This is a genomic window from Streptomyces graminofaciens (assembly GCF_030294945.1).
Classification (GTDB): domain Bacteria; phylum Actinomycetota; class Actinomycetes; order Streptomycetales; family Streptomycetaceae; genus Streptomyces; species Streptomyces graminofaciens.
This window is the reverse complement of the sequence record NZ_AP018448.1, coordinates 140,310-156,352: the sequence shown is the minus strand read 5'-3', so window position 1 is coordinate 156,352 and position 16,043 is coordinate 140,310. Positions and strand designations below refer to the sequence as shown.

At 67.9% G+C, this 16,043-nt stretch carries 13 protein-coding genes and 3 pseudogenes; 9 read left to right on the top strand and 7 right to left on the bottom strand.

Features of this window, described 5'->3' with window-relative positions:
- The first annotated feature begins 31 nt into the window (after positions 1 to 31).
- Together SGFS_RS00775 and SGFS_RS00770 are read left to right on the top strand one after the other, a co-directional pair.
- Positions 32 to 988, top strand: coding sequence for an FHA domain-containing protein (locus SGFS_RS00775; protein WP_286246804.1), 957 nt, complete (start codon positions 32 to 34; stop codon positions 986 to 988).
- Positions 989 to 1,002: 14 nt separating this feature from the next.
- Positions 1,003 to 1,395, top strand: a complete 393-nt coding sequence (locus SGFS_RS00770) for a hypothetical protein (protein ID WP_286246803.1) — start codon at positions 1,003 to 1,005, stop codon at positions 1,393 to 1,395.
- A 739-nt stretch (positions 1,396 to 2,134) separates the two neighbouring features.
- Here the strand turns inward: SGFS_RS00770 and pepN are convergent.
- Together pepN and SGFS_RS00760 are read right to left on the bottom strand one after the other, a co-directional pair.
- Positions 2,135 to 4,567 (bottom strand): aminopeptidase N, encoded by a 2,433-nt coding sequence (gene pepN / locus SGFS_RS00765; RefSeq protein ID WP_286246802.1) that lies wholly within the window; start codon positions 4,565 to 4,567, stop codon positions 2,135 to 2,137.
- Between the two features lie 498 nt (positions 4,568 to 5,065).
- Positions 5,066 to 5,224, bottom strand: a pseudogene (locus SGFS_RS00760) (NF041680 family putative transposase); the annotation flags it as partial.
- A 121-nt stretch (positions 5,225 to 5,345) separates the two neighbouring features.
- Between SGFS_RS00760 and SGFS_RS00755 the strand changes: the two are divergent.
- Positions 5,346 to 6,839, top strand: a complete 1,494-nt coding sequence (locus tag SGFS_RS00755) for a transposase (RefSeq protein ID WP_286246801.1) — start codon at positions 5,346 to 5,348, stop codon at positions 6,837 to 6,839.
- Here the strand turns inward: SGFS_RS00755 and SGFS_RS00750 are convergent.
- The 3 genes and pseudogenes from SGFS_RS00750 to SGFS_RS00740 form a co-directional block, all read right to left on the bottom strand.
- Positions 6,838 to 7,772, bottom strand: a pseudogene (locus SGFS_RS00750) (transposase); the annotation flags it as partial. The gene SGFS_RS00755 and the pseudogene SGFS_RS00750 overlap by 2 nt on opposite strands.
- Before the next feature lie 16 nt (positions 7,773 to 7,788).
- On the bottom strand, positions 7,789 to 8,508 hold the full coding sequence (locus tag SGFS_RS00745) for a peptidoglycan recognition protein family protein (protein WP_286246800.1): 720 nt from the start codon (positions 8,506 to 8,508) through the stop codon (positions 7,789 to 7,791).
- A gap of 217 nt (positions 8,509 to 8,725) precedes the next feature.
- Positions 8,726 to 8,860, bottom strand: coding sequence for a hypothetical protein (locus tag SGFS_RS00740; RefSeq protein ID WP_286246798.1), 135 nt, complete (start codon positions 8,858 to 8,860; stop codon positions 8,726 to 8,728).
- A 259-nt stretch (positions 8,861 to 9,119) separates the two neighbouring features.
- On the opposite strand from SGFS_RS00740, the gene SGFS_RS00735 reads away from it, so the two are divergent.
- Positions 9,120 to 9,614, top strand: a complete 495-nt coding sequence (locus SGFS_RS00735) for a hypothetical protein (RefSeq protein WP_286246796.1) — start codon at positions 9,120 to 9,122, stop codon at positions 9,612 to 9,614.
- On the opposite strand, the gene SGFS_RS00730 is transcribed toward SGFS_RS00735, so the two are convergent.
- Complete coding sequence (locus SGFS_RS00730; RefSeq protein ID WP_286246794.1) at positions 9,580 to 10,362, bottom strand: IS5 family transposase; 783 nt, start codon at positions 10,360 to 10,362, stop codon at positions 9,580 to 9,582. The genes SGFS_RS00735 and SGFS_RS00730 overlap by 35 nt on opposite strands.
- 209 nt (positions 10,363 to 10,571) lie before the next feature.
- The gene (locus SGFS_RS00725; protein ID WP_286246792.1) at positions 10,572 to 10,820 is read right to left on the bottom strand and encodes a hypothetical protein; all 249 of its coding nucleotides are present in this window, start codon (positions 10,818 to 10,820) and stop codon (positions 10,572 to 10,574) included.
- Between the two features lie 3 nt (positions 10,821 to 10,823).
- Between SGFS_RS00725 and SGFS_RS00720 the strand changes: the two genes are divergently transcribed.
- The 5 genes and pseudogenes from SGFS_RS00720 (at position 10,824) to SGFS_RS00700 (ending at position 15,883) form a co-directional block, all read left to right on the top strand.
- Complete coding sequence (locus SGFS_RS00720) at positions 10,824 to 11,693, top strand: IS5 family transposase (protein ID WP_286246791.1); 870 nt, start codon at positions 10,824 to 10,826, stop codon at positions 11,691 to 11,693.
- Positions 11,694 to 11,721: 28 nt separating this feature from the next.
- Positions 11,722 to 12,095: pseudogene (locus SGFS_RS00715) on the top strand (hypothetical protein).
- A gap of 45 nt (positions 12,096 to 12,140) precedes the next feature.
- On the top strand, positions 12,141 to 12,515 hold the full coding sequence (locus SGFS_RS00710) for a hypothetical protein (RefSeq protein ID WP_286246789.1): 375 nt from the start codon (positions 12,141 to 12,143) through the stop codon (positions 12,513 to 12,515).
- A gap of 234 nt (positions 12,516 to 12,749) precedes the next feature.
- The gene (locus SGFS_RS00705) at positions 12,750 to 15,311 is read left to right on the top strand and encodes a DnaB-like helicase C-terminal domain-containing protein (RefSeq protein WP_286246787.1); all 2,562 of its coding nucleotides are present in this window, start codon (positions 12,750 to 12,752) and stop codon (positions 15,309 to 15,311) included.
- Positions 15,311 to 15,883, top strand: coding sequence for a hypothetical protein (locus SGFS_RS00700; protein ID WP_286246784.1), 573 nt, complete (start codon positions 15,311 to 15,313; stop codon positions 15,881 to 15,883). Before SGFS_RS00705 ends, SGFS_RS00700 begins: the two co-directional genes overlap by 1 nt.
- The last annotated feature ends 160 nt before the right edge of the window (positions 15,884 to 16,043 follow it).

The window sequence follows — 16,043 nt, the reverse complement described above, 5'->3', positions numbered from 1 at the left end:
CGAGTGCTTCGCCAAGGCAGGAGGTCGTGCCATGGACCAGCCTCAGCGAGAGCGCAGCTTGCCGCAACTCGTGGTCGACCGACCGGACCGGATGCGCGGCCGGGTCTTCGTCATCGACAACCAGCCGATGCTGGTCGGGCGGGACTCCGACTGCCAGATCCAGGTGGGCGATCCGGGCGTCAGCCGACGGCACGCGGTGGTGTGGCGGGCCTCGGGCCGGACCACCGTCGAGGATCTCGCCTCCACCAACGGCACCATGCTGAACGGGCACCCGGTGCTCGGGCAGCAGGTGCTGCACTCGGGCGACGTGCTGGATTTCGGGCCCCTGGAGGTGCATTACGAAGAGCGGCGCTCCGCCGACCGGACCGTTCAGGCCCCGAAGCCCGGAGCCGGCGGCACCACGGACGGTACCGCGGACACCATGCCGGGCTGGGGCCCCGCCCATGCGCCCGGGCCCACGCCTCACGGCGCTCCCGGCGCAGGGCCGCCACCCGTCGGCCCGCCGAGCGGCCCGGCACCGCGCGAGGCCGGCCGTACGCCGCCGCCGGGCGGCGAGCGGCGGTTCGACATCGGAGGACAGCAGGCCGACCGGCTGAGCAACATCGCCGGGGACCAGTACAACTACGTTCAGCAGGCGCAGCGCGAGAGCTTTTTCAAAGAGATCGCCGCGACCCGTACCAGGGCGCGACATCTGATCCTGCTCGGCTTCCTGCTGTTTTTGGTCGGGGGCGGAATCTACGGCTGGGTGATCATTCGATTCATTTCCGGCGCCGACGACGATATTTCGTCGGGGAGTTCGAACTTCGACTCTTCCCCGGAACTGCTCGGGCCGAAGGTGGCCGGGGTGCCGGTAGGGGCGGTCGGGTTCGCGATGGCGGCTGTCGGGACGGTCCTGATGGTCATCGGGATTGTTCTGCACGTCGTGGCGACGTCCCGACGCCGCCGTTTCGAGGATGCCGAGCGGCAGGCGTTCTGGCGGCAGCGGTGAGGAGATGGGGAGCCATGGCCTTCAACATCGGCAACCAGCAGGGCGGCGTGGTCAACAACGTCGCCGGGAACCAGACCGTTCACGATGGCCAGTCGGCCGTCTTCACGGCGGGCGGACAGGAGGTACGCGGCCTGGTCCGGGAACTACGGGCGTCCATCGAGCAGACGGCACTGCCGCCGGCCCTCGAGCCCGAGGTGCGGGCCGAGCTGGACTCGCTGGACGAGGAGGTCGCCCGCCCGGAGCCAGACCGAAAGGCGGTGGCGGGCGGGCTCGGCCGGATTACCCGGCTACTGTCCTCGGCGGGTGCGCTGGCCGCGGCCGGCACGAGTTTGATCGGGCCGCTTGGAGCGCTCGCGGGCTGGCTCGGCGCACTCGGCCAGCCGATCTTGCGGGCGATCTCAGGCTGATGAGGGGAGGCTGACGGAGAGGGCCTTGACTCCGGATGTTGGACAGGGGTCACCCGAGTTGGACACCCGGCTTCAGCCGCTCACCACAGGGATCACCATCCGCCACCACCAAAAACGGGCAAAAGCCTTGATAGCTACTATTGGGGTGCGAGGGTTGCTCCTGGAGTCCCTTGCATCCTCCTGTCCTGCACGGGGCAGCGTTCGTTGTGCAACCAGCTGCTGTTCCTGGTGGTGAAGGGTGCAAGGCCGGTTGCTGCTCGATGTCGGGGACTGGCGCGCCGTATTCGCACGACCCGAGACCGTTGCCTGACCGCCCGCCTCGTACGAGCCCTCTACGCGCGGCTGGACCGCCTCACCGAACCCGCCCCGGCCGCCCCGCAGTTCGGCAGGGGCGGGCCCCAAGTGCCAGGGCTTACACGCACACCAGTGCGATGCCGTAGCTCAGAACTCCCGGGTGTCGCACTCAAGTGCGTGTAGATCATTGGGGCCTGGGGCGTGACCCTGGGGGGCGAAGGACCCCAGGGCGCACAGCACCCTGGGTCCGCCCGAGCGTCAGGCTGCGGCCCAATCGAGTCCGAGGTTGGCGAACTCGGTGGGGTGGGCACGCCTGCTCTTGCTGTGGATCATGAAGACACTCAGCTTCGCAGGGTGCTCTTGGACGCCAACCGGCGGGTTTCGCCGGATCGTCCCGTAGCATCGAGGAATTGCAGACCGAGCTGTGGACCGGGCTGGAAAGTCCTCAGCCGCGGGAGTGCAGTATGCGGCGCATCCGGTCGGCCTGGTCCAGGAGGTTCGTACGGACGACCGGGACAGCCTGGGCCGCCAGGTCTTCCGCTCGTCCCACGAAGGTCAGGTCGATACCGAACAGCGGGAAGAGCCATTTGGTGTAGGTCCTCGCCGACACGGTTCCGCTGCGGTGGATGGTTGGCACGAGATCGAGGTAGGCCTCCGCGTGGGGCCTGAGCAAGGCGTCCTGACCGGCGCTCCAGAACAGTGCCGCAACTGAGTGGACCGAAGCGATAGGCACCGCGCGGTCCGTCACCAGCGTCTGCCACACCGCTTTCTTCTCGGCCGCGTCCGGGGTCGCCGCGCGGACCTGGAGCCTGCTGACCCACGCTTCGGGATCCGGGTCGCGGTCGAGCAGGGCCTGAGCCTCGGCTGCGGTCGGGCTTCCGAGCTGAGCCTTGCGCACCAGTGCTCGCCACTGGAGATCGATGTCCTTCCCGGCCTCGGTCTGGAGCCACGCAACATCCTCCACCTCGGCCGCGGTGCGAGCGAAGCCGCGCAACGCCGCTGTGCGGCAGGCGCCGACGCCGGAGAGGCTGCGGCATGCCGCAGCTACTGTTCGCAGCAACTCGTCCCGCTCCGACTCCGGGCTCCACAGATCTGCGGCCTCGACAGCCAGGTTGAGATACGGCTCGATCACCGATGCGGACGTCTCGACAGCGAGCACTCCGGTCAGGCACTGCACGGTTTCGGCGGCTGTCGCTTCGCCGTTGATCAGCATGTCCCAGGCCGTGGTGACGGCGACACCTCGCGCGGTCGCGGTGGGCAGGCGGGCGGCGTTGCTGAAGAACGCGTCTCTGGTCGTGGCGTCAGGTCTCGTCGAGGCGAAGGTCAGGTCTTCATCGTTGACCAGATACAGGTCGGCTCCTGCTGGAAGGTCGATCCGGGTCCGTTCGCCCGCTACCTCGACCTCGACGAGTGCCGTCCGCTCAAGATGATCCCCTGAACGCTCGTAGGCGCCGACGGCAAGCACATGCGGGCGCGGCCGGCCCCCCGGACCCTGGGCGACCAGGGTGAACCCGTCTGTGTCGTGGTCGAGAGTGAGCCGGTCGGTGCCCGCTGTTTCCAGCCATCCCGTGCGCCACTGGTCCAGGTCACGTCCGCTGGCGTCGGCGACGGCGTCGATCAGGTCCTGCAGCGTGGTGTTGCCCCAGGCATGCGTGGCGAAGTATCTGGTCAGACCCGCGGAGAACTTTGCCTCGCCGACGTACGTCATCAACTGCTGCAGCACGGACGCGCCCTTGGGGTAGGTGATGGCGTCGAACGTCGCTGCGGCCTCGGAGACGTCGCGGACCTGCTGGCGGATCGGGTGCGTCGTCGGTCCCTGGTCCATGAAATAAGCTTTGAGTTTCTCGCCGGCCAGATGTGCCGTCCAGGCATCGGTGTACGACGTCACGCTCACCGCGGCCCAGTTGCTCGCGAACTCCGCGAACGCCTCGTTCAGCCACAGGTCGTCCCACCAGCGCATCGTGACGATGTTGCCGAACCACATATGCGCGAGCTCGTGCAACAGGTACCGCGAGAAGATGTCCCACTCCGCCCTGGTCGGCGTGCTCCTGCGCAGGAACCAGTCCATCCAGGTGACGCAGCCGAAGTTCTCCAGCGCGCCAGGGAACTCGGGCGTGAAGACCTGGTCGTACTTGTGCTGCGGAAACGGCATGCCGAACCTGCCGGCGAAGAACTCGAGCCCCTGGGTGGTCAGGGTGAACAGCTCGTCGGCGTCCCGGTCCAGGATCGAAACCAGCGACTGCCGGGCGAAAAGCCCGAGATCATGACCAGCACCGCGACGCCGCAACTCGTAGTACGGGCCCGCATTGATCACAGTGTTGTACGCCGCCAGCGGCGGCGTCGGCGGGAAGGCCCAGCGCCGCACGGAGCCGAGGTCCTCGATCCGCGGGTCACCGCTGTTGCTCAACACCCGCCAGCCGGCAGGAGCGGTCACGGTGAACGCCCACGGCGCCTTGAGATCCGGCTGATCGAAGCAGGCCAACACGTACCGGGCGTAGTCGGGACTGAAGTCGGTGAAGACATACGTCTCACCGTCGGCGGGATCGACCGCCTTGTGCACGCCCCGGCCATCGGCCGAGCACTCGGTCACCGAAACCACCGTGAGGACGTTGCTCTCGGCAAGATCGGTCAGCGCGATCCGGCCCTCAACAGCCGACCGCAACACGACCCCGTTGAGCGTGGCGCTCTCAACCATCGCCGCACAATCGACAAAGGTCTCGGCCCCGGGCCGGTGACACGTAAAGGTGATCGTCGACTCACACCGGACCCGCGAGCCGGTCAGCAGATCCGAAAGGTCCACGGCAACGTCATACCGCTCGACCGTCAGTAGGCTCGCCCGCCCCTCGGCCTCGGTTTGGGTCAGACTCCTGTCGCTCATCACTTTCCCTCTCGAAGATTCGTTCATTCGCGGCGAACAACCCGCTCAGCAGCAGGAGGCACACGTGCACCGGGCGCCTCCACCGCGTAGCCCATCGAAGAACACGACTGGTCCTTCGCCGCTACAAGCTCAGCTGAAGGTTGGCTCCACGCGGGCCCCGAACCCAGTCGCTGTCGGCGGAGGTCCAGCTGATCGGCGGCTTCCTCCCAGACCTTGGAGGACAGAGCACCCAGAAACCGTAAATGATCACCTTTCCGCCGTATTGATCGTCTCCTACTCATCCGATGCCGTGGAACCTGGTGATCACCCGATCGGGAATAGGGCGTCCAGCCGTCTGCTACTGCGCTCGTCTGGCCTTCCCGGAAGCACCCGCTCATACCCAGAGCCACTGCTGGAAGGATGCGGGCGCGGAAGCGTGGGTTTGCCCGTTGGCAGCGGCCGTTACAGAACGTCACTGATCACCGGTTCTGACACAGCTTCTGATCTTGTACTTTATGGTCAGATTAGCTTTCGTTCGGTGATGCTCTCGGGTCGTTTCACGGTCTTGCCCACGTCGTAGCGGGTGGCGGGCCGCCGGTTCTTCGAGCCAAGTGGCCGTCCAGGTCTGGGAGTTGAGGGTTGCGGTGCACGGGCCGGACAATGCAGAGGCTGTCGCACGGCTCCTGCCCGGTGAAGGTCAAGAGCGATTCGTTGTTCGGTTCCAGGGATCAGGGACACGTCGGACTCTTGGCTGGTGGGGCGGAACTTCTTGTCGGGCGACCGTGAACGTGATCTTGAGATGCCGCGGAATGTGCGGGAGTGGCTGCCGCCCGAGCACCTGTGCTGGAAGGTGCTCGACGTCGTCGAGCTGCTTGACCTGTCGGCGTTCGAGAACAGCTACCGTGACGACGGGCAGGGCGGGGTGGCCTACCCTCCCGCGAGCCTGATTGCGTTGCTCCTGTACTGCTACAGCAAGGGAGTGCGTTCCTCCCGTCGCATCGAGCAGGCTTGCTGGGACGACGTGGGCTGCCGGATCATCACCGCGAACCGGCGAGTGGACCACTCCACCGTCGCGCGGTTCGTACAACGTCACCGTGCTGCCTTGAACTCGCTGTTCGTGCAGGTGTTGTCGCTGTGCGGCCGACGTGGCCTGGTCGATCTCTCGGCGGTGGCCGTGGACGGCTCACCGATGGAGGCGAACGCCTCTCGTGACGCCAACCAGCGGCTCCAGCGCCTGGAGGAGACCATCTCCCAGTGCGAGACAAAGATCCACGCGCTGATGGAGGATGTAGTCGACCACGCGCTGAGCGTCGAGGCCGACGGCTCGGCAGCACAGGACGATGGCGATGACGCGTGCGACAACTGGCCTCGCCTGTCCCGGCTGTGCGACCGGCTCACCCGGGCCTACCTGGCCAGGGACAGACTGCATGAACGCGCTATGCCTTCACCCACCGAGATCCGGATCAAAGTCGAAGCCGCCGAGCGGATGGTGGCCCGCGCGGAGAAGCGCCTGGCCGCCGAGAGCGAGGCTCACCAGGAGAAGCTGAAGAAGTACGAGCTCCGCGTCCGAGAGGACCGGGCGGCAGGACGTCGTGGCGCGAACGGACGGCCGCCGGTCCCGATGGAGCACAAGACCGTCCTCGTTCGCCAGCGAACGCGACTGGTGAAGATGCGTGCCTGGCTGGAGCGGGCCCGCACACCCCGACCGGCCCCCTCGCCGGAGTCCCGTGCCTGCCTGAGCGATCCCGACTCCCGGCTGATTCCCGGCAAACGCGGCGGCTACCTGCAGGGATACAACATCCAGATCGTGTGCGCCCGCCGTCAATTCCTGCTGGCCATCGAAGCGCACGACAATCCCTCGGACAGGACGGCCCTCGTTCCGATGGTGAAGAAGACCCAGCACAATCACCAGGCCGCACGGCTCCCCGGCGACATCCAACTCTGGCTCGCCGACAGCGGATACGCCTCCGCCGCGTCCTTCGAGGCCCTCACCGACCTCCCGCTACTGGTCTCGGTCACCAGCGATGCCGACCAGGCAGGCTTTCCCGCGAAACGTCAGCAGGCTCCTGCCGGCCAGCAGGACATGGCGGCCCGTCTCGCCACCCCGACAGGACGGGCCCAGTACCGTCAACGCAGTGCCCTGGTCGAGCCGGGATTCGCCCAGATCTTCCAACGCTTCGGACGACACCTCAACTACCGCGGCCGCCAGGCGGTGGACGCCGAGATCAAGCTCCTCGGCACGGTGCACAACATCAACAAACTCATCAACCACACGCCCAAGAAGAACCCTTGACCTTCACCGGGCAGGAGCCGTGCGACAGCCTCTGCAAGTGCGGGCGGAGGTTCCGAAACCCTCGGCGGACTCGGGCCAGGGTGAGGCGGCCGGGCTCGGCGGGCTTCTCCCACGGCCGCCGCAAGTCGGCGGCGGCCTCGCGCAGAAGACGGATCTGGGTGTGCGCGGCGATGATCAGCCAGGTCCAGCGCTCGCCGGCCTCGGGGGTTCGCAGCTTCGGGGGTTCGCAGCTTCGGACGGGTCCACCCGAGGGTCTGTTTCATCATCCTGAAGAGGTGCTCGATGTCGAATCTCCTCAGGAACGCCTGCCAGCGCACGTCGACGTCCTCACTGTTCAGGCCGGTGGCCGACGACCACAGAAAGAGCGGGAGCGGGTCGCCTCCGCCGGGCAGGTTGTCGACCCGGAGGCGGATCAGTGTGCCTTCGATAGTGGGGAGGTCGCCGGTGTGGTCGATCCACGCGGAGCGGGTGGTCAGGCGGGGGTGGAGGCGGTCCCAGGCCATCGCGCGGGCGGTGCCGTACCGGTCGGTGACCTGCACGGTTGCCGCGTCCGGCTCGCCCCAGGTCTCCGGCCTGGCGAAGCGGAACTCCTTGCCGTGCTTCGGCCGTCGCCCGCCCTGGGGGTAGGAACAGGGCGTACTCCTTGAGCGAGGGCGTCGACCGTCGCATCACGCGGTCGGAGCGCATCCGCCCCAGCACCTCGACCGGGAGGCCGGTCAGGAGGTGGGCCATGCGCGGGGCGTCGTAGCCGGCGTCGAAGACGATGAGGATGTCGCGATCACCGAAGTGCCGGCGGCCCATCTCGATCAGGTCCTCGACCACCCGGCGGAGCTGGGCGGCAGTGACCTCGGCGACGTCGTCCTCGGGTCCGAGACGGACGGCATCCAGGAGCTGGCACCAGGAGGTCCGGCCCGATGCGAGGGCGGCGATGAAAACTCGTCCCGACTGATCAGCGTCGACGCTCGTTCGGTACCGGCTCGGCATCCGGCCGGAAGGTGGGGTGTGTGTCCTTGAAGTAGTCGTACGCCACCTGCGCTGCGGCCAGGACCTCGTCGTAGATCCGGTCCATGTACGGGCCGGCGCAGAGGGTCGCGGACCATTTGTGGTGGTAGAAGAGGTTGCTCCTGCTGGGGCGCTCTCCGATCACCTCGGCGAAAAGCCAGCCGGCGAGACGTGCCGCGTTCTTCCAGGTGGACTCGGCGACCGTCCAGTGGGGCGCGAGCGTTGCATTCGCCATTTCGATGCTGATCGAGCTCTGATTGCCGACCGTGTTGCCGACGGCCCAGGCATACTCGTGCACCTTGACGTACTGAGCGACGTCGCCGGCGGCGTCCACGTCGAAGTGGGCCGAAGCCGGACGTACCGTCCAGACGTCGAGCACACCCTGGTGCGAAAGCCGGCCGGCGTTGTGGTGGAGTGTGACCGATGTCTTCATGTACGACGTGTGCGTGACATGACCGGTCGCGCTGAGCTCGTCGATGAAGTCCTCGACGGGACGGTCGTAAGGAATGGTGGCGGTCGCTTGCGGTCCGGCTGCGTCGTCCTCGGCGGAGCCGGCGAAGTCGCTCTCCGGAAGGTCGTCAAGGTTGTGGGTGCCGGGGCCGTCGCCGGTGTCGGTTCTCTCGATGGCCGCCTTCACGTCCTCGTCGGCGACGTTCTTCTCGGGCATGACGCCGTCCTTTCAGTTGCGCGCCTTCGCGTAACAGATGGTCCGGGGCCGGACGAGGAGGAGATGCGGCACGATGGCCATGAGCCGGGTCAGGTGCGACTCGTGAGCCGTCGGCGAACTCCTCGGTGACCGGCGATGGCTGCCTGCTGTCTGTGGGGTCGAGCGAGCGACGGGCCGAACCGGACGACGGCCCACTCGCCGGCGGGCACGTCGACGCTCACGAACCGTTGGCGTCGGCGTGACCGATGAGCGTGAGGGCGGGGCGGTAGACGCTCACCTTGATCATGGAGATCGGGCCCGTCCCCGGTGATGGTTCGCCCATGCCCGAGGCGGCAAGTCTGCTCTCGGGCACGGCCGGAGTCGACGAACGCAAATCTGGTTGTGATACGGATTTCTGAGAGGCCGTTCAGGGCCTCTGATTCCAGGTTCGCCCCACGCGCAAACCCTGTCAATTTCGGTCGGCGCGCGCGTCTGCGTTGCGCAGCTCCTCGGGCCTTAGAAGCCGTTGTCTTTCCGAGAGTCCCGGGCGCGTTTCCGCTGGTGCGGTGTAGGGGTGGTGTTTCGGCGGCAGGGACGAGATGTCGTGTCGTCTCTTCGGTGGAGGTGCCGGGATGCCGTCGGTGATGGGGTTGCTGGAGGAGCGTGAACGCGCCGCTCGGCAGCGGGTGGAGGCTCTGCAGGCCGAACTGCGCGAGGCGGAGGCCGTGTGGGAGCGGTTCGTGATCGCCCGCGAGACGGTGGGCGAGGTCCTGGGTGAGCCCCGCAAGGCCGGGGACACTCCGCAGGCTGTGGTGGCCGGCGAACGGCCGGTGCAGGTCACGGCCGCGGTGCCCCGTTCGGTGGTGCCGCACTGGGAGGAAGGACTCGCGCCCATGGTTCTGGCACCGGACTACCGGCGGATCACGGACATCCTGGCCGGTGGAAACGGCGCGGGCTGGGAGGCGATGGACTGCCGTCAACTCGCAGCGGCTCTCGGGCTGGAGCCGGTCCCGGCGAAGGTCGAAGGAGTGCGGTCGAAGGCGAAGCGCCTGGTCGCGCGGGGCTGGCTGACGGAGGAACGGCCGGGCCTGTTCAGCGTGCCCGCCGCGCGAGCCGGCGGCTCATGACCATGCTCATCGACCACCGGATCACCGCTTCGGAGGTGTCGACGCGCGCCTCGTAGTCGCGGGCCAGGCGGCGTGAGTGCATCAGCCAGGCGAACGTGCGTTCCACCAGCCACCTTTTGGGGAGCACGGTGAAGCCGCTGGTGTTGTCGCTGCGTCTGACCACGGTCAATGCGACGCGCAGGACCTCGCGGGTGAAGTCGACGAGTTGTCCGGTGTAGCCGCCGTCGGCCCACACCCGCGTGATGCGCCAGTGCCGCTCGTGCAGCCGGGCCAGCAGCGTCAGGCCCGCGTCCCGGTCGGTGACCGAGGCCGCGGTCACCGTCACGGCCAGCAGCAGTCCGAGGGTGTCCACCACGATGTGCCGCTTGCGGCCGTTGACCTTCTTCCCGCCGTCGAATCCCCTGGTCGCGGCAGGCACCGACGCGGATGCCTTCACCGACTGCGCGTCGATGACACCGGCCGTCGGTTCCGGATCGCGGCCCGCGGCCCCGCGGACACGGTCGCGCAACCGGTCGTGGAACTCGGAGGTCAGGCCGTTGTCGCGCCAGCGCCGGAAGAAGGCGTAGACGCGGTCCCACGCGGGAAAGTCCGCGGGCATCGCCCGCCAGGCGATGCCGCCCGCGACGAGATAGCGCACCGCGTCCACCATCTGCCGGTGGCAGTAGCCCTCAGGCTGCCCGCCGCGGCCCTCCAGCCAGCCCGGCACCGGCATCGCGTCACGCACAACCGCCCATTCCGCATCGCTCATGTCCGACGGATACCTCGGACGCCTGTGCGGCCTGTCCGCGGCGTTCCCGAACTGGTGAGCGAGACAATCACACGACAGGGAAGCCGAGTTGGACGACATCCACGTCCGCACGGAAGACTGCAGCACCAGGGGCCTCCTGTTGCTCGGCTGGATTCGACACCCACGAGCTGTGCGGGAGGCCCCACCTTCATGCGCGGCCAACCAAGAGATCACCCGACCGAGTCGACGACCTCGAACTCACGCTCACCAAGATCGATAGAGCAACGGCTTCTCAGGCCATCGCTCGCGCGCTCGATGATCCAGGCGGTCGCCAGGTGCATGGTGAGTTCGTCGAGATAGACCACGCGCTCCATGCGGCCCTGGCGGCGGACCCGCAGCTGACCGCGGGCCCGATCCAGGTCCTCTAGGCCGTGTTTTAGAAATGGGCTTCGTTGTTCGCCCTGCGCCGTGATGATCACGGTGTGGGGCGAGGGGATCTTTCTGACGAGCAGTGGGCGGCGCTGGAGCCGTTGCTGCCGGTCGCGGTGTTGGGCCGGCCGGCGGTGGGGCGGAGGAGGCTGATCGATGGGATCCGGTGGCGGGTGCGGACCGGTGCTCCGTGGAGAGATCTGCCGCAGGAGTATGGGCCGTGGCAGACGGTCTACGGACTCTTCCGCCGCTGGCAACGCGACGGCACCTGGCCCGAACTGCTGACCCGACTGCAGGCCCGTGCGGATGCGGCAGGGCTGATCACATGGGAGGTCAACGTCGACTCCACGATCTGCCGGGCCCATCAGCACGCCGCAGGCGCCCGCCGTGACGGACAGGTCCAGAAGGAACCGCCGGGCGGCACCCGCATCGAGCCCGACGATCACGGCCTGGGCCGGTCACGGGGCGGCTTCACCACCAAGATTCATCTGGCCTGTGAACAAGGCCAGCGGCCGCTGTCCTTGCTGGTCACCGCAGGCCAGCGTGGTGACAGTCCTCAGTTCGCCGCCGTCCTGGAAGGCATTCGGGTTCTCCGCATCGGGCCCGGCCGTCCGCGTGTCCGCCCCCTGCGAGTGCGGGGCGACAAGGCGTACTCGTCGCGAGCCAACCGGGCCTACCTGCGAAAGCGGGGAATCCGCTGCACGATCCCGGAGCCTGCCGACCAGGCCGCCAACCGCAAGCGACGCGGGCAGGCCGGCGGGCGGCCTCCGGCTTTCGACCGCGAGGACTACAAGGCCCGGCACGCGGTCGAGTGTGGAATCAACCGGCTCAAGCGCAACCGTGCGGTCGCCACCAGGTTCGACAAACTCGCCGTCCGCTTCGAAGCCACCGTCCTGATCGCCGCGATCAGCGAATGGTTATGACCGGCCTGAGCTGTCGGTTCCTCATGCCATGCTGACCGCGGCCAGGGTCGACAGGGCGAGGGAGAGACAGCGATGGGGGCTCAGTACTACGGCGCCGACAGCGAGAACGGCGACTGCATCGACGACCCCTCCGAGGACGCGCTGTTCATGATGATCAGCGACCTCAACAACTCCGACAACACCTTCGTCGTCGTCCAGCCCGACGAGGACGACCCCGCCTGGTTCACCTCAGTCGCCGTCCTCGATGAAGGCGGCTACGAGATCGTCCGCCGTGACACCACCCGCAACGAACACGAGGTCACCACGGCGACCAGTATCAATGACATCGCCCGCGACCTCACCATCTGGATGGCCGCCCGCGACTTCCCCGGACGGCCAACCAAGCAGATCAGCGAGTTCTAAAACACGGCTTAGCCGCAGCCGGCGGATCTGCGTCATAGGCAGGGCATGAACCGCCGTCAGGGCGACGATCAGCTCCCGGACGCCGGGAACCCTGTCGAGCAGACCCCGGAGGCCGTCCGAGGGCAGCCCGCTGGAGGCGTACCGCGCTGCAGCTATCTCACCCGCTGCGCCGGTGAGATGAGGACTGCTATCGAGTTGATCGAGGCCTCCGTGCAGCGCCTGGAGGACAAGGACCTGCTGAGGAGCGACTATCGGGGCGAGCCTCTCGACGACGTCCTGCAGCGCTTCACGGAGGCCTCCGGCAACGCGAAGGATCTCGCGGGTGCGCTCCACGCCAGGTTGAGCACGGCCCACTCCGCCATCGGGCACGTCGCGTACAAGGAAGCGCCCGAAGAGCAGGAATCGGCGACGGGGAGCTGAGCCCGCCGGTTCGGCGGGTGTGATCGTCTGCGGACGGTGCAGAGCGGAGGCCGGGACCCGGGTCCCGGCCTCCGTGCTGTCGGCTATTGATCGGCTCTGGGGCAGCCCGGCCCGTCAACTCCTACCACTAAGTCGCCAATAACGAGTGATATTCTCGAAGAATTTAGTGACTATACAGATTGAGTGAGTGGAATTTGCTACCATAACGGGGAGTTTAGCGTTCTAGGAGGGTGAGTGAGTCAGTCGCCGCAGGAAGAGAGCTCCGTCAGCGCGTCCGCAGCACGGACCCACCTGTACTCGCTGGTGAAGCTCGTCGAAGAGGAGGGGCGCACCACGGTGATCACCAAGCACAAGGTGCGCGCTCTGCTCGCGCCGCTGGACCGGTTCCCAGCAGCCCGGAAGACCGATGCCTTCCCGGCCCACGTACTCAGCACGGCGCAGAAGGACTTCGGCGACCTCGTCACGCTGGCAGCGAAGGGCCAACCGCAGGTCCTCCTTCGCAACACCACGCCGGTCGCGGTGCTGCTTCCCGCCGACCCCGCCTCAAATGCCCTCTCGTCCGACATGGCCGCGCACACCGGCGCGGCGCCCGCAGGAGGTGCGGTGAACAGCCAAGGCAATCAGGACCGCAGCAACGCGCCGCGCAGGCTCGCCACGCTGGGCGACGCCATCGGTTCCGTACTCACCGACGGCCCGGTCGGCGGACCCCTGTTCGGGCTGCCCGGCCTGGACGCCGCGACAGGCGGTCTGCAGCCGGGCCGGCTGACGCTCGTCGCTGCCGCCCCGAACGTCGGCGGGAGCCTGCTGGGTCTTGCCGCCGCACGGCAGACCGCGCTCGTCGACCATCGCACGGTCCTGTATGCGGCGTCAGGACCGAACCGGGACGACATCTTCCGCCGGATCATCTCCGCCGAGACCGGCGGCGACTACCCGCGCCTGAAGCAGGGCCGCCTCACCGAGCAGGAGCAGCAGGTCGCCCGGCAACTGGTCCAGGCGGGCGACCTGCTGATGATCGATGACGGCACCAACCTGAGGGCCGAGGACATCGCGGAAACCGCGCCGCACATGCAGGGCCTGGCCCTCGTGGTCGTGGACCGCCTCCAGGCCGCCCACAGCGCCCGCCTCCCGCTGTCCGGAGAGCGTCTCCCCGATGCCTCCCAGGTCCTGGCCGGCCTCGCACGCACCCTCCACGTACCGGTCCTCGCCGTCGTGGACAGCGACGACCCCACGCTCCTGGCACTCCTGGACGCCGACGTCGTCGTGACGCTCACAGCGACCGCTGACCTGGGCAAGGTCCAAGTGACGGTCACCGAACGCGACTTCGGCACGCTCGGCTCGGCATACCTGCAGCCCGACCTGCTCCACGCCCGCTTCCTCGACGCAGGAACCGGCCCCACCGACCGCGCCCACAGCCCGGCGGGCTCAGGTCTCGCGCCTGCCACCGGCGGAACGGGAACCGCGGCGCTGGAACTGGCAGAAGCCGCCCTTCCCTACACCTCCGGCGGACACCAGGGGATCCCCGCCGCCCTCACCCACGAACTGGCGGCATGGCGGACCGCGGTCGCGGGCGGTGACCAGGACGCCCTGAAGGAGATCCTGCCGTCGCTGCGCCAGGCCGCCGCAGCGGTAGCGGAGATGCCGGACACCCACGAAGGGCACCGCCTCGCCGCCGCACTGCGGCCCTTCAGCACGCCCATGTCCGCCGACACTGCCGGAAGCGCCGGTCAGGCCGCTGCTGCCGGTGCCCCTGTGCACACCCTGGCAGACAGCGGCCAGGGACAGGATGAGGTAGCGGAAGACGGTGAGGACGGTCTGGCGCCGGGGGATGAGGAGGACGAGCCCGAGGGCCACCTCTTCCCAGCCCTGAAGATCCTCAAGGACTCGGTCGGCCGCTCGAAAATGCACCCGATCTCCGTCATCCGCAAGGAGGAGCGGGACAGCGGCCCGTGGCCGCTGATCACCGAGCACATGGACGGCGAGCCCCGCTGGGTCCACCCCGACGTCACCGCCACCCGCGTTCCCCACATCCGGGAGAACGGCAAGCGGGTGCGCCGCGACCAGCTCGACGTGCCCGACTCCTTCGGGGAGGGCGTGCTGTGCCTGATCGACCGCAACGGGTCTTTCCCCTCCGCCTGTTCGGCCGTTCCCCTCGCCCCGAACAAGCTCCTGCACACCGGCCCGCTTGACGCATACGACAAGGCCGGCGCCGGCATTTACCTCATCGACATCCCGGAGTGGAACCGCACCGACATGCCGCACCCCCTGGGGCGGATCATCGACCGCCCCGACGAGAACGGCCACGTGTGGGTCACGACCCCCCACATCAAGCAGTTGCTGAAGCTCGTCCGGGACAACCACCTCGCCGCCATGCCGGCCATCCACGACTCCTGGACCGGCAAGGCCAACGAGTCCCTCTTCAAGCCCTTCTACGAGGCCACCCGCAAGGCCCGCACCGAACTCGTCCAGGTCGGCGGCGACCCCTACAAGGCATACAAGACCCGGCTGTCGATCGCGCTGCGCCTGCTGTGGCCCAAACGCCCCGCACAGCGCTCCCCGTTCTGGCGGCCGGACTGGCGCATGAGCATGGTCGCCGAGGCATCCGTCCGCCACTGGACCGTCGCCTTCAAGGCCGTCGAGGAAGGCCACACACTCGTCGCCCTGCGCAACGTCGACCAGGCCATCTTCTGGACTCCGCCCGGCACCCCGCCGTCCACGTACCGGATCGGCACCGGCTTCGGCGAAGTGAAGCGCACGTTCGTCCAGTCCGGCGAGACCATCCTCGAAGGTGACGACTGATGGCCGGCCCCACCGGCCACGGAGGATCCCTGGGCGCCGCCCTCAACGACCTTCTGCGCACCCAGGTCACCCCCCGCCACCGGCTGTCGTCGTACACCGCCAAGCACTGGCACGCCCAGCTCAGTCAGCTCACCGCGACCCGTCGCGGGCAGCAGGCTTTGGCGGACGCCGGTCTTCACGTCACGGCCAAGACGCTCATCAGCTGGCTGTCCGACGCGGAGTACAACGTCCGCCGCAGTTACCTGGACATCATCCACACCGCGTACGAGAACGTCGCCATCGTCCCCGCCGACCCGATCCCCCACCACATCACGGACGGCCAGTACGAGATCAGCGGCGTCGTCAAAACCGGAGACGACGAACGCACCCGCGGCACCGTGGACGCCGCGCCTCTGCGCATCGACGGCAGCCGGGGCAACTGGGACGCGATCGAAGAACTCTGGCTCGCCGACGAACTCACCGACGACGAGTTCGAGGATCACTTCATCGACGACGTCATCGTCGAGGACATCGGCGAAGGCACCGACGGATGGGAGTTCCCCGGCGCCTCGTACTCCGTCGAACTGAGGTGAAGTCGTGCTCCGGGAAGGACACCACGGAAATACGCGGAGCGCACCGCATTTCTCCCCGCACCCATAGGCCACAGGCTTCCTGACTCGCTGCCGACCAGCAGCGGGTCCTGCTCCGAACGTGATCGGGCAGGACCCGCGGGCCCGGCGCTGATAAGCGACG

Excerpts from the sequence above, each read along its gene's own strand:
- SGFS_RS00775 (WP_286246804.1), top strand. The coding sequence starts at position 32 with ATGGACCAGCCTCAGCGAGAGCGCAGCTTGCCGCAACTCGTGGTCGAC.
- SGFS_RS00770 (WP_286246803.1), top strand. The coding sequence starts at position 1,003 with ATGGCCTTCAACATCGGCAACCAGCAGGGCGGCGTGGTCAACAACGTC.
- pepN (WP_286246802.1), bottom strand. The coding sequence starts at position 4,567 with ATGAGCGACAGGAGTCTGACCCAAACCGAGGCCGAGGGGCGGGCGAGC.
- SGFS_RS00755 (WP_286246801.1), top strand. The coding sequence starts at position 5,346 with ATGCCGCGGAATGTGCGGGAGTGGCTGCCGCCCGAGCACCTGTGCTGG.
- SGFS_RS00745 (WP_286246800.1), bottom strand. The coding sequence starts at position 8,508 with ATGCCCGAGAAGAACGTCGCCGACGAGGACGTGAAGGCGGCCATCGAG.
- SGFS_RS00735 (WP_286246796.1), top strand. The coding sequence starts at position 9,120 with ATGCCGTCGGTGATGGGGTTGCTGGAGGAGCGTGAACGCGCCGCTCGG.
- SGFS_RS00730 (WP_286246794.1), bottom strand. The coding sequence starts at position 10,362 with ATGAGCGATGCGGAATGGGCGGTTGTGCGTGACGCGATGCCGGTGCCG.
- SGFS_RS00710 (WP_286246789.1), top strand. The coding sequence starts at position 12,141 with ATGAACCGCCGTCAGGGCGACGATCAGCTCCCGGACGCCGGGAACCCT.
- SGFS_RS00700 (WP_286246784.1), top strand. The coding sequence starts at position 15,311 with ATGGCCGGCCCCACCGGCCACGGAGGATCCCTGGGCGCCGCCCTCAAC.